Source organism: Nostoc sp., assembly GCF_036919595.1.
Taxonomy (GTDB): Bacteria; Cyanobacteriota; Cyanobacteriia; order Cyanobacteriales; family Nostocaceae; genus Nostoc.
In genome coordinates this window covers 1-13643 of sequence record NZ_JBALCO010000135.1, presented here as the reverse complement: position 1 = coordinate 13643, position 13643 = coordinate 1, and the positions used below count along the sequence as shown (strand labels likewise).

Sequence of the window (13643 nt, the reverse complement as noted above, 5' to 3'; positions counted from 1 at the left end):
AATCTGAGATGGTAGCTGAATTTACGTTGTGCTGTACTAGATAAACGCTTAAGTTTCAATTCTTGAGAATTTTTACATTGTAAGCAGATTGTCTACAACTCCTCAGTTTCGGCTCTTTTATCATCTGCCCTTTACCTCAAGTGCCAAGTCATACAACTAAACCACCACGGCCTGTATTCCCTGACAAAGTTCCTAGCGGAAGTTCTCTACAATCGGACTTCGCACAGGAGAGTATTTTTGCTTTTGCACCCAATCGGGACACATTAGGGGGAACGTCTTATTTTATTGTAAGAAATGAAGGCAATATCCTCATAGACTGCCCTGCTTTAGATCAAACAAATCAAGATTTTTTGCGATCGCATGGAGGCGTACGTTGGTTATTTGTCACCCATCGAGGTGCTATTGGCAAGACGGCTGAAATTCAGCAAACCTTTGGCTGCGAAGTCCTGATTCAAGAACAAGAAGCTTATTTATTACCAGGCTTAACCGTAACTACCTTTAGGCAGGAATTTGCTCTTGATGCAGTAGTCCAAGTTATTTGGACACTAGGCCATTCTCCCGGCTCATCTTGCCTATACTACAGTGAGCTTGGAGGTATATTGTTTTCAGGGCGTCATTTAGTTCCTAATCAGAAGGGTGAAGCAGTACCATTACGGACAGCAAAAACCTTTCATTGGCCCCGACAAATTAACAGTCTTCGGTTATTATTAGAAGATTTTACACCAGAAACTCTCAGGTACATTTGTCCCGGAGCTAATACAGGCTTTCTTAGAGGCAAGCGTGTCATCGATCAAGCTTATCAACACCTCGCCTCTCTAGATTTACCACATTTGCTGCGGATACAGCCCTTAATTTAACATTTATCTAGCTTAAAGACTCGTTAACGGAGTTCAAAGACTCGTTCATGAGTATCAAAGACTCGTTCACGAGTATCAAAGACTCGTTAACGGAGTTCAAAAACTCGTTAACGAGTATCAAAGACTTGTTCACGAGTATCAAAAACTCGTTAACGGAGTTCAAAGATTCGTTAACGAGTATCAAAAACTTATCCTAAGTTCTCAATCCCAATACAAATTTTCCAACGTTTGTTAACTTATAGGACTTATACCAATTCTTTGTGAAACTGCACAAAATCAGACTTGGTAAGACTTGGGTCAAATCCCCTTGTTCTATGCAACTTCATAGATAATTGGTTAGGACTAATACCGCAAAGCAAAAGTCAAAAGTCAAGGCTTCGGCTTCTCTACGAGACGCTACGCTCACGCTCAGTTTTGAGCCTGAGCGTCTTGCCCTGAGCGGAGCCGTTGGCGCAGCCTCTCGTAGCGAAGGGAGTCGAAAGGTCAAAAGTCAAAATGAATAAAGCGTAAGCGTTTCGTTGATTTGGAATGAGTGGCTTATTTCCGCTGTGCTGTACTAGCTCTTTCAAGGTAAGTCAAAATTTTGGTCAAAAAATTCCTCTTTAATCTCTTCACTCTGTATTTAGTGTGATTCTGTATTTGAATAAATTACTTTTAAGCTGCACTAAACACAGAGATATTAGAGAAATAAATAGATTTTAGGAGTTACCTTGAAAAGACTACTCTAAAGAGGAATGCAATATTAACCATAGGTTTTTAAACTATGACGGTTATTGATACTGGTGTAAAATTTAAGTTAAAAAAGATGTTCTCTGGGGAATTCTAACTTTAGTCCAGGGAATTCTCGTAAAAATTTATGAGCGCAAAACTTGATGGAAGTGTAAGGATCGCTGGCTACCAAATCGAAGAGCGGCTTTATTCAAGTTCTCGCACTCAAGTGTATCGGGCAATACGAGAATGCGATCGCCAACTAGTCATCATCAAGCTCTTAAAACGAGAATACCCCAGTTTTAACGAATTAGTACAGTTTAGTAACCAATATGCGATCGCCAAAAACCTAGATATTCCTAGCATCATTAAACCCTACAGCTTGGAACTCTACGAAAACGGCTACGCCTTAGTCATGGAAGACTTTGGTGGCATTTCCTTACGGGAATTTAGCCAAGGACGATCACTGACTTTAAAGGAATTCCTCCCGATTGCGCTGCAACTGATAGACACTTTACACGAGTTACATCAACAGCACGTCATTCACAAAGACATCAAGCCAGCCCACATCCTGATTCATCCTGACACCAGAGAAATTAAGCTGATTGACTTCAGTATTGCCTCACTTTTACCAAGAGAAACCCAAGAGATCCAAAGTCCCAACGGACTGGAGGGAACACTGCCATATATGTCGCCAGAGCAAACTGGACGGATGAACCGGAGCATTGACTACCGCAGCGACTTCTATTCATTAGGTGTGACTTTCTTTGAACTACTGAGTGGAGAACTGCCCTTTGAGTCCCACGAGGCGATGGAGTTGGTGCATTGCCATATCGCCAAACAGCCTGACTCTATCTGTAATCTCAACTCCGAAATACCCTTGATGCTGGGAGAGATCATCTGCAAGTTGATGGCGAAGAACGCCGAAGACCGCTACCAGAGTGCGCTGGGACTAAAATATGACTTAGTGACCTGCTTAGAACAATGGTGGGAAACAGGCAAACATAGTTGGTTTGATTTAGGACAGCACGATAATAGCGATCGCTTTCTGATCAGAGAAGAACTCTACGGACGGGAAGCGGAAGTAAAAACCTTGCTGGAGGTATTTGGGCGGGTTGCTAATGGTGCATCAGAATTGATCCTGGTAGCAGGTTTCTCCGGCATTGGCAAAACTGCCGTGGTAAATGAAGTGCATAAGCCCATCGTCCGGTGGAATGGGTACTTCATCAAAGGGAAGTATGACCAGTTCAATCGCAACATTCCCCTGTCTGCCTTTGTGCAAGCTTTCCGCGACTTGATAGCACAGTTGCTCAGTCAAAGCGATGCTCAATTGGAGCAGTGGCGAAACAAAATTCTGTCTGCAATGTCTGAGAGTGGACAGGTGATGATTGAAGTGATTCCAGAATTAGAACAAATTATTGGCAAGCAACCGCCTGTACCAGAATTATCAGGTAATGCTGCACAGAACCGCTTCAATTTGCTGTTTGTCAAGTTAATTCAGCTGTTCACCACAATAGAGCATCCGTTGGTGTTGTTCCTCGACGATTTACAGTGGGCAGATTCAGCATCCCTGAATTTGATCAGGCTGTTGATGGGTGAAACTCTGAGGGGTTATCTGTTAATTATTGGCGCATACCGCGATAACGAAGTATTTGCGGGTCATTCGTTGATGCTTACCCTGCAAGAGATTGAGAAGGGAGCCACGGTCAGCACCATTACATTAGCTCCTTTGAGTCAGACAGATGTGAATCGTTTGATTGCCGATACATTGAGTTGTTCAACAGAAGTTGCCCTGCCGTTAACTGGATTAGTTTATCAAAAAGCCAAAGGGAATCCCTTTTTTACAACCCAGTTTCTCAAGGTATTACATGAGGAAGGAGGAATTACCTTTGATTGGCATACAGGTTTGTGGCAGTTTGATCTGGCACTTGTGCCCAGAGGCGCAGCGGCGAGTCCAGAGACATCACTTGCCCTAACGGATAATGTCGTTGAGTTCATGGCAATTCAACTGCAAAAGTTGCCCACCCAAACGCAAGCGATACTTAAACTGGCAGCCTGTATTGGCAATCAGTTTGATTTAGCAACGCTGGCGATCGTTTCTCAGAAGTCGCAGACAGAAACCGCTTTGGACTTGTGGAAAGCATTGCAAGAAGGATTTGTCATTCCAACCAATGAGGTTTACAGGTTTTATCAAACCGAGCCATTAGTTCCCCCAGTCGAAACATCAGTACAGAAGGTTGACACCTGTGTTTACAAATTCTTGCACGATCACGTCCAGCAAGCGGCATACTCCCTGATTCCCACGGATGAAAAACAACTTGTTCACCTAAAGATTGGACAGTTACTTCTGAGTAACACCCCCGAAAGTAACCGGGAAGAACGCATTTTTGAAATCCTCAGTCATCTCAACGTTGCAGCTGAATTAGCCCAATCTGCAGAACGTCAAGCCCTCGCCCAGTTCAACCTGATGGCAAGCCGCAAGGCAAAAGCAGCGATCGCCTATACTGCTGCCTACAAATATGCCCAGGTGGGCATTGGGTTACTCGCCCAAAACAGTTGGCAGCATCAGTATGAGTTGACCCTAGCACTCCATCAAGTGGCTACAGAAGCCGCCTATCTGGGCGGTGACTTAGAGCAGATGGCAGGCTTCGCTAGCCTTGTTCTAAACCACGCCAAAACTCCATTAGATCAAATCAGCATTTATGAGGTGAAGATTGAGGCATTAACTGCTCAAGGTCAGTTTGCCCAAGCGATCGCAATAGCCCTTGCCATCTTAAAGCAATTGGGAGTAAAACTGCCCGCAGCGCCTACCCAGGACGACGTGGCGGATGCCTTTAGTAACGTTTCAGATGTGATTAAAGAACGGTTACCTGCCGAGTTACTCAACCTCAGCGAAGCAATGGATGCGAACATCCTGGCGGCGGCTCGAATTTTGACATCGATAGCACCCTGCGCTTATCTGTTTCAGCCACTGCTGTATTTACTGGTGATTTTAAAAAAGGTTTATCTGTCCGTCGTGTATGGCAATGAATCAACCTCGACCTTTAGCTATGCCTCTTATGGGATATTGATGTGTGGTGTGTTGGGAAAGGTTGAACTAGGTTATGAATTTGGTCAGTTAGCCTTGAATCTGCTATCACGTTATCAAAATTCAGAATTGAAGGGGAAAACTTTATTATTAGTCTGTATGTACACAAGGCATTGGAAAATGCACCTGCGTGAGACATTACACCCCTTACAAATTGCCTATTGTAGTTGTTTAGACGTGGGCGATCTGGCTTTCGCTGGTTACTCTGCGTATAACTACGGGTTTTACTCTTATTTTACAGGGCAGAACCTAATGCAACTAGAGTCGGAAATTGCCGAATATTGTGAAGCGCTCAAGCACCTCAAGCAAAATCTAACTCTGACCTATTCCCAGTTGATTCGACAAATTCTGCTGAATTTAATCGGGGATGCGGATGACGTTGTGGTGTTAAGCGGTGCAGCCTACAATGAACAGCATCAACTTCCATTACATCAAGCAACGGGCGATCGCACCGGATTAGCATTGCTGTGGATTAACAAACTAGTTGTGTCCTATCTGTTTTCAGAGTTTGAACAAGCCGTAGAACAGGCTGGGCAGGCAAGACAGTATTTAGATGCTATCCTTGCTTTTTTTTATGTACCCATCTTTCATTTCTATGAGTCTTTAGCTCAACTAGCATGGTTTGGGCAACTCTCAGCCCCAGAACAGCATCAGATAAAGGAATGCATCGCTGCCAACCAAGAAAAACTCAACTACTGGGCAGCCCATGCACCGATGAATTTTCAACACAAATTTGATTTGGTGGAAGCCGAGCGATATCGGGTCTTAGGCAATTGGGCAGAAGCAATAGACTATTACGATCGCGCCATCAAAGGAGCCAAAGAACAAGGTTACATCCAAGAAGAAGCACTTGCCAATGAACTAGCCGCCAAATTTTACTTCAACTGGGGCAAAAAACGGATTGCTCAAGACTATATGACTCAAGCCTACTATGGCTATGCTCGCTGGGGTGCTAAAGCCAAAGTCGCCGACCTAGAAAAACGCTATCCCCAATTACTCGCCCCCATCCTCCAGCAAACCCGTTCTCCCCTCTCAACCAACGAAACTATCTTTACATTAGAAAGTGTCACCTCTACCAGTTCTGCCACTTCTAGTAGTAGCAGCCTCTCTGTTGCTTTGGATTTAGCTACCATTCTCAAAGCTTCCCAAACCCTTTCTGGCGAAATCGAACTCGAAAAACTGCTCTCAGTATTGCTGCATATTGTCATTGAAAATGCGGGAGCTGATAAGTGTGTGTTCATGCTTTTGGAGTCAGGTCGTTTACTGATTCAGGCGTCAGCACAGCTTTCCTTTCTACAGAACAAGGGAATTATCCACATCAATTTTTACCCAATGTTGCTCAACCCAGAGCCTGTTGAAGACTCTGTTGATCTGCCAGTTAGCTTAATTAATACCGTCAAACGTAGCTTACAATCGGCAGTGATTATTGATGCCACGGTGCATCCACAATTAATCAATGACCCCTACATTCAGCAACAGCAGCCCAAGAGTGTCTTGTGTAGCCCGATTTTGGATCAAGGTAAGTTGTTGGGCGTGTTGTACTTAGAAAACAATTTAGCAACTGGAGCATTTACCAGCGATCGCGTCGAACTGCTCAACTTACTTTGCGCTCAAGCTGCAATTTCTCTGCAAAATGCCCAACTTTATCGAAATTCCCAGAACTCTGCTCAACAGTTAACATAATACTAGGAGGCAGAGCCTCCCTGAATCGTGGCAGCGCGCTTTGGCATTTGACAGTTCTTCGATGTTGTTCTCTCAATATAGAATAGATAGTTTAGGGCTACTACAAAGTCCCTCCCTTTAGGGATAGAATTGGCTTACTTCTAGCTTTTTAAGTCTTTCCCGCCACCACCGAATTTTTAACCAAAAGTTCCACCGCTGCTTGATATTGCAAATCCTCTGGGGTGCCAATCTGTTCGCGGTTAATAGGATCTTGGAAAATCACTTTATCTGGCTTAATACCTAGTTTATTAATATCCCGGTGTTGAGGAGTTTCGTACTTAGCAATTGTGACTGCCAAGCCCGAGCCATCTGACAATTCAAATAAGGATTGAATTAGTCCCTTGCCAAAGGTGGTTTCACCTACCAACTGAGCACGACGGTTATCTTGCAGTGCGCCGGCGAGAATCTCACTAGCACTGGCACTTCCTTGATTTACCAAAATAACAAGAGGATCGTTTGTCAGGGCTGATCCAGACGCTTCAAAACTACCTTGAATGCCTTGTCGGTTAACAGTGTAGACAATAGTGCCAGAGTCTAACCACAGACGGGCGATTTCAATTCCTGATTGCAATAGCCCCCCAGGATTATTTCGCAAATCGAGAATGTAGGCAGCAGCGCCTTTTTTTTCTAGACTAGAAATAGCGTGTGCCAATTCCGTTGAGGCGTTGGCATTGAATTGAGTGAGGCGAAGGTAGCCAATGGGCGTCCCCTTAGTGGAAACACGCAATTCGGAAACCACAGGGTTAAGAGCAATGCGATCGCGTGTTAGCCTAATTTCTATTTCTGCCTCTCCATCCCGTTCGATCAGGAGAGTAACAAGGCTGCCACTCGGCCCACGCATCTTAGTTGCAGCTTCATCAAGGGTGAGATTTTCTGTGGAGGTGCCTTCAATTTTGAGAATGCGATCGCGTGGTCTAATCCCCGCTTTATCTGCTGGTGAACCTGCTATGGGAGCCACTACTTCCAACTTCCCAGTCTTAGCATTTAGGGCAATTTGTAATCCTACCCCAGTCAGTTCACCAGAAGTATTGACCTGTAAGCTGCGGTACTGTTCCGGATCTAAAAAGCGGGTAAAAGGATCATCGAGGCTCTGGAGCATCCTCCCAATTGCCGCATAACTGGCATTTGAGTCCGACAGCGGCTTCTCTAGAGCCTTCTGCCGGACTGCCGCCCAGTTTTGATGATTAAACGTCTCATCTAGATAAGTGCGATTAACAATTCGCCAAACTTCGGAAACCAACTTTTGTTCCGTCGTCAAAGCCATCACTGGCTGGGTGAGCGTAGCAAACGCTAGCCAAAACGCCATTAACAATGAAAATCCAACCCGAAAGACTTGTTTGTTCATGAACCCCATTATCAATTCCACCTCAACCCAAATTGCCTAGAAATGCCCACTTGCCCTGTTGTTGATGAAATCTATCTCTCGATTATGTTACTTTTTTTATAGAAGTGGTGCATTTCTCTCATCAAGTTGTTCACTCAACTGATGCGTTGTATTCACTCACCAAAGGATAAAATCTACTTTGTGTCCACCATTTTCTGTGCAGGGCCGTAAAGAGATCGCAATATATTCCTTCTTTACAGAGTGTAAAGTTTCTGAAGACTCTTAGCACGCTGAAAGCTGACAAGCAAACAAAAAAACTCTCCTTTACTAAAATCCCAAAATTGCTAATTGGGAGAGAAGTCTAAGCGGCGGCTTCTGAGAAGTCCATAGACAATGCTGCTACCCTACTCCTCGGTAACGACAATTTCAGCAAAGACGCTATCGCCAATGGGGAACAGGAAAGCCTAAAGGCGAATCCGCAGGATGCCGAGGCTTGGGTCTATCGGAACTTTGGTCGCTGATTTAGAACTTCGGGATTTATCAACCGCAACCGATTCTTAGGGACTTGAGATTGTATGGCCAATGTTTACGACTGGTTTGAGGAACGCCTGGAAATTCAGGCACTCGCCGAAGACGTCACTAGCAAGTACGTCCCTCCCCACGTCAATATCTTTTACTGCTTTGGTGGAATTACCTTGGTTTGCTTTCTCATCCAGTTTGCCACTGGATTTGCCATGACGTTCTACTACAGGCCAACAGTTGCTGAAGCTTTTTCTTCAGTAGAGTACATCATGAATGAAGTTAACTTCGGTTGGCTAATTCGCTCCATCCATCGCTGGTCTGCCAGCATGATGGTATTGATGATGATTTTGCACACCTTCCGGGTTTACCTGACTGGTGGTTTCAAAAAGCCCCGCGAACTGACCTGGATAAGTGGCGTCATCCTGGCTGTGATTACAGTTTCCTTTGGAGTCACAGGCTACTCCTTACCTTGGGACCAGATTGGCTACTGGGCTGTGAAAATCGTTAGCGGCGTACCAGAAGCAATTCCTGTGGTTGGCGTTCTGATCTCCGACCTGCTGCGCGGCGGTTCGAGTGTTGGTCAAGCAACACTAACTCGTTACTACAGCGCCCACACCTTTGTGCTGCCTTGGTTGATTGCAGTCTTCATGCTGTTTCACTTCTTGATGATCCGCAAGCAAGGCATTTCCGGTCCTTTGTAATCTCAGCTATTAGCGAAAGGTAACATTTCTCAGTTTTCAGATTAAGTTGTTTGTTCTAAACTTATGAAACACAAGAAATTAATTGCACATAAGTTCCAAAAACAAACATTTGTATCTGAAGCCTAAAGCTGTAGAAACCCTCCAGGCGGCTGACTAGAGATAGACAAACAGAGACGCTGTTTACCGCCTGTTAGGGTTGCCTAGTAGCTGATAGCTTTCATAAATGCTTTAATTTAACTTAAGCAGGAGAGCACATTTCAAAATGTCAACACAAAAAAAACCTGACCTGAGCGATCCTCAGTTAAGAGCCAAACTCGCTAGAGGCATGGGTCATAACTACTATGGTGAACCCGCTTGGCCTAATGACCTACTTTACGTCTTTCCAATCGTGATCATGGGTTCGTTCGCTGCAATCGTGGCTCTAGCTGTGCTAGATCCCGCCATGAACGGTGAACCAGCAAATCCTTTCGCCACACCATTGGAAATTTTGCCAGAGTGGTACTTGTACCCAGTCTTCCAAATTTTGCGATCGCTTCCTAACAAACTTTTAGGAGTGTTAGCAATGGGTTCGGTACCAGTGGGGCTAATCCTCGTTCCCTTTATTGAGAACGTCAATAAGTTCCAAAACCCTTTCCGCCGTCCAGTTGCAACCACAGTATTCCTCTTTGGTACCCTTGTCACCCTGTGGCTGGGTATTGGTGCTGCCTTGCCATTGGATAAATCTTTGACCTTGGGGCTATTCTAAATTAGTCACCACAAAGTGCTTTGACGCCTGTGAGTTTCAAGAGCATATGCAGATGTGCTTTTGAAATGAATTTACAGGCGTTAATTTTAACAATAAACAATTCATTAGCCCAATCTCACCTCTTGGGAAGGCTGCGCCAACGAGTCATCACCCAAGGGGAACCACTGCTTTTTACATTACTAAAGTTGTAGGAAGTTGTGTGGGGGAGAGCGCAGCCTATTCGAGTCTTGCAGCGTCAATCGTACCCCTACGGGGATCTTGCTACGCCTAGTGAAGGACTCCTGAATAAACGGTGAAACCCACGCCAAATTGAAAATTTGGTGCAAAAGAATTTAGTGGCGGTTCTAAATTCTTCATGAAAAGATTCCTGAGTTCTAGATTCTTTTTTAAGAGTCCAGTTTGCATTTGGGATTTTCAATTTTTGATTGAAAAGCTATTCCAAAATCTAAAATCACCAAAAGTCACCAAATAGAAACATTTTTCACTACTTAACGTAAGTTGCTAGTTATAATCCTGGAAGCACCAAAATAGTTGATGTTTTGTATTTTGGTACACAGAATATCTATATCTCAATTGAGATTTTTCTATATCAGAGAAATTTTGCGCTATTGGCAAAATTTAATAACTAGCAACTTGGGTTTACTTGTACTTAAGTCACAGTTAATGCTTAGTATAGTGCAGCAAGACCATCTGACGGTTAAGAGCGAACTCAGTCTCCTAAACCAGGTGCAAGAATGGTTCGAGCAATTTTGTCTGCAACATTTATCTCAACTTGGCTGGTCAAAAACCCAACTTGATCGCCTTAATTTAGCATTAGCAGAAGGCTTTACCAACGCTGTTCGTCACGCTCATCATGCTTTACCCCCGGAAACAACGATTGAGATTAAGGTTTATCTGTGGATTGACCGACTAGAGATTAGAATTTGGGATTATGGAAAACCTTTTAATCCTGATGCGATCGCAGAACCAGCCCCAGGGACTCTGCAAGTAGGCGGATATGGATGGTTTCTCCTGCGGCGGTTGGCTGACCGTGTTGTATACGAACGTGGTGCAGATGGTAGAAATTGCCTTTTGATCGTCAAATATTCTGTAGAAGCACAAAAGTAAAAGTGAAGCAGTTAAGCCTAAAGGAAGGTAGAATACTTCCGATGCCAATTTTCGGTTTTGGGTAAGGAGTGCCAGTATCGGGCGCGTTAATCAACCTACCATCTCAATTGACAAGACTTGGGGCAAAATCCCTTGTTTAAGGTAGGCAAACTGACGCTGACCTGTACTAGTCAACTCTTGGAAATGCTGCGCATAGCTTGATTATACTTAGGAGTAAGACAAACAGAACTTCTCCCTCTGGTGACCGTTGTGGGTAGAAATATCTACGTAGGGATACGGGGATTTTGCCCTAAGTTGAGCCACTCACTTCAAAAAAAGCATCAGCAGAATGAGTCTTTGCTCAAATATGTAGTTATTTGATTGATAAAGGTTTACTTATTTTTCAAGAATATGTGATGTGAATTGAGGTAATATGTTTTTTACGTGAAATTGCTTAGTGATTATGATTTTTTTGCAAAGCCTCAAAGAATATTGTTGTATAAAAATAATTAATGAATACAGTAAAGATAGCATTCGAGTTAAACTAGCTCCCTTGTTAAGATTTGTCAGCAGTGTTGAGAGTCTTAATTCTTGTTCTCTAACAAGTGCAATTTAGTACTTCATAGAGATAGAGGAGATAGGGGACATATGACTAAGACAGCCCTAATTACAGGAATAACTCGTCAAGATGGCTACTATCTCAGCCATTTGCTCCTCAACCGAGGTTACCGAGTTGTAGGATTAGTACCCCCGCATCGACAACCTAATTTGACAAAACTGGAAATACTGGCAAATAAGGTAGAAATTTTTACGGTTGACTTGAGAGATAATGCGGCGGTGTTGACCGCAGTTCAACAGCTGTGTCTCCAAGAAATTTACAATTTGGCGGTTCCCAGTTTTGTCCCCGACTCTTGGAACGACCTGTTGACAACCCTGGATCTGATAACTGGTACGGCTACCAGACTTTTGGAAGCAGTACGACAAGTTGGTTTGTCTACCAGGTTTATCAAGTCAGCAGTTCGGAAATGTTTGGCGATGTATTTATTTCGCCTCAAGATGAGGAAACTCCTTTTCGTCCCAAAAATCCTTATGCTGCGGCCAAGATGCATGCTCACTGGACGATGGTGCATCATAGACAGCGGTTGTCGGATTGGATTGGACGCATTATGTAGTCCAAAATACCAGTTTATTGCGAAAAGAAGAGCATTTTCACTTAGTAGCTAACCGCAGTAAAGCTAAAGAAACCTCGGCTGGGAACCCCAAGTGAGCTTTGAAGAACTTTTAGAAAAAATGGTAAAAACAGATTTAGAGCGCTTATAAAGCGGTGCGATCGCGCCTTTACTGCAAGTGTAAATAATCTAACATGCAGATCACTACAGTGACAGAAAACCGAAAGTCAGGTGATAAAGTTAACAAAAAGACTAACCATGTCTTTGTGTTTTTAGAAATTTTTGCCCACGAAGGTGGTATTCAATCATATATAAAAGATATTTTTCGTGCCTATCTGAGATTTAGCCAAGTCTACAAGGCAGAAGTCTTTTTGCTGCGAGATAGTCCTGATAGCTTAAATCCGTTTGAAGACGAGAACTTAAAATTTCATTACTTTAAAAATCAGTCTCCTTATTTGGGGAGACTGCAAATGGCAGCAGCTTTACTTAAGTGTCTATTGCAAAGCCGACCGCAGCAAGTTTTCTGCGGTCATATTAACTTAGCAGTATTAGTACAAACTCTTTGCCAGCCCTTGGGGATTCCTTACACCGTACTAACTTACGGCAAAGAAGTCTGGGAACCGCTGAAAAATCAAGAACGTCACGCCTTGACATCGGCAAATAGAATTTGGACAATTAGTCGCTACAGCCGTGATCGCGCTTGTCTTGCTAATGCTCTAAACCCCAAAATCGTAGAGATGATGCCTTGTGCAATTGATGGGGATAAATTTACTCCTGGTTGCAAGCAGCCAGAATTAGTCCAGAAGTATGGCTTAACTGGTGCTAAGGTATTAATGACAGTCGCGCGGTTATGGTCAGGGGATATTTACAAGGGTGTAGATGTAACGATTCGGGCATTACCACAAATCGCTCAGGTTTTCCCAGAAGTGAAATATTTGGTAATTGGTCGCGGTGATGACCAACCGCGATTAGCTAAACTTGCAAAAAATTTAGGTGTGAGCGATCGCGTCGTGTTTGCTGGTTTCGTTGCTACAGAAGAATTAATGGAACATTACCGCCTTGCTGATGCCTACATTATGCCTTCCCAAGAAGGCTTTGGCATTGTTTATCTAGAGGCAATGGCCTGTGGAGTACCTGTATTATCCGGTGACGACGATGGCTCCGCTGACCCCTTACAAGATGGTAAACTGGGATGGCGAGTACCACACCGCAGTCCTGATGCTGTAGTAGCGGCTTGTATAGAAATGCTTCAAGGGGATGACCAGCGCTGTGATCGAGAGTGGCTGCGAGAACAAGCGATCGCTTTGTTTGGTATAGATGCCTTCCAACAGCACTTGCAAAAAATGCTTCTATCCTCAGTAATAAATCCATTTAAGTCCAAATGACTTATGACTAAAATCGCTATCCTAGAGGGAGGAAAAATAAAACTAAGCTGAAAATAATGGATGAATAATGGCTAAAAGCTTCAAGAAAATACTCGTTAAAATAAGATAAAGGTAGGGTGGGCTACACCCGAATTTACGCTTGTGGACAAGAAGGAGCTAACTCCCTTGGTTGAAACAAGAAGCAGACCCTCTAAAGTTTTCTTTAGTTGAATGACTAGCTCTAAAAAAGTTTGGTCAAGTTTTGGTATCCGCTCAGAAAACCGGGGCAGGGAGAAAAAAGTAAGTAAGTGCGTCGTAGAATATGAAACATGACGCAACAATCATCACCAGATCAAG

At 43.7% G+C, this 13643-nt stretch carries 8 protein-coding genes and 1 pseudogene; 7 read left to right on the top strand and 2 right to left on the bottom strand.

From position 1 onward, the window contains the following. Positions 1 to 122 precede the first annotated feature (122 nt). A complete protein-coding gene (locus V7K21_RS20345) occupies positions 123 to 857 on the top strand; it encodes an MBL fold metallo-hydrolase (protein WP_335177084.1) in 735 nt (244 codons plus the stop codon). Between the two features lie 7 nt (positions 858 to 864). Here V7K21_RS20345 and V7K21_RS20340 read toward each other — a convergent pair whose 3' ends face one another. Further along, positions 865 to 1041 carry a hypothetical protein gene (locus tag V7K21_RS20340; protein WP_335177059.1) on the bottom strand — a complete coding sequence of 59 codons (177 nt, stop codon included), beginning with the start codon at positions 1039 to 1041 and terminating at the stop codon, positions 865 to 867. 672 nt (positions 1042 to 1713) lie between these two features. Between V7K21_RS20340 and V7K21_RS20335 the strand changes: the two genes are divergently transcribed. Further along, positions 1714 to 6336, top strand: coding sequence for an ATP-binding protein (locus V7K21_RS20335; protein WP_335177058.1), 4623 nt, complete (start codon positions 1714 to 1716; stop codon positions 6334 to 6336). Positions 6337 to 6484: 148 nt separating this feature from the next. Here V7K21_RS20335 and ctpA read toward each other — a convergent pair whose 3' ends face one another. Further along, positions 6485 to 7729, bottom strand: coding sequence for a carboxyl-terminal processing protease CtpA (gene ctpA, locus V7K21_RS20330; protein ID WP_335177057.1), 1245 nt, complete (start codon positions 7727 to 7729; stop codon positions 6485 to 6487). A gap of 545 nt (positions 7730 to 8274) precedes the next feature. Here ctpA and petB point away from each other — a divergent pair. The 5 genes and pseudogenes from petB to V7K21_RS20305 all read left to right on the top strand — a co-directional run bounded on the left by petB (position 8275) and on the right by V7K21_RS20305 (position 13307). Further along, positions 8275 to 8922, top strand: coding sequence for a cytochrome b6 (gene petB / locus V7K21_RS20325; RefSeq protein ID WP_298918390.1), 648 nt, complete (start codon positions 8275 to 8277; stop codon positions 8920 to 8922). Positions 8923 to 9184: 262 nt separating this feature from the next. After that, positions 9185 to 9667, top strand: coding sequence for a cytochrome b6-f complex subunit IV (petD, locus tag V7K21_RS20320; protein ID WP_298918393.1), 483 nt, complete (start codon positions 9185 to 9187; stop codon positions 9665 to 9667). A gap of 663 nt (positions 9668 to 10330) precedes the next feature. Further along, positions 10331 to 10774: an ATP-binding protein gene (locus V7K21_RS20315; RefSeq protein ID WP_273768440.1), complete on the top strand. Its 444-nt coding sequence runs from the start codon at positions 10331 to 10333 to the stop codon at positions 10772 to 10774. 627 nt (positions 10775 to 11401) lie between these two features. Further along, positions 11402 to 11925 (top strand): annotated as a pseudogene (locus V7K21_RS20310) (GDP-mannose 4,6-dehydratase). A gap of 191 nt (positions 11926 to 12116) precedes the next feature. Next, positions 12117 to 13307 carry a glycosyltransferase gene (locus V7K21_RS20305; protein WP_335177055.1) on the top strand — a complete coding sequence of 397 codons (1191 nt, stop codon included), beginning with the start codon at positions 12117 to 12119 and terminating at the stop codon, positions 13305 to 13307. Positions 13308 to 13643 lie beyond the last annotated feature (336 nt).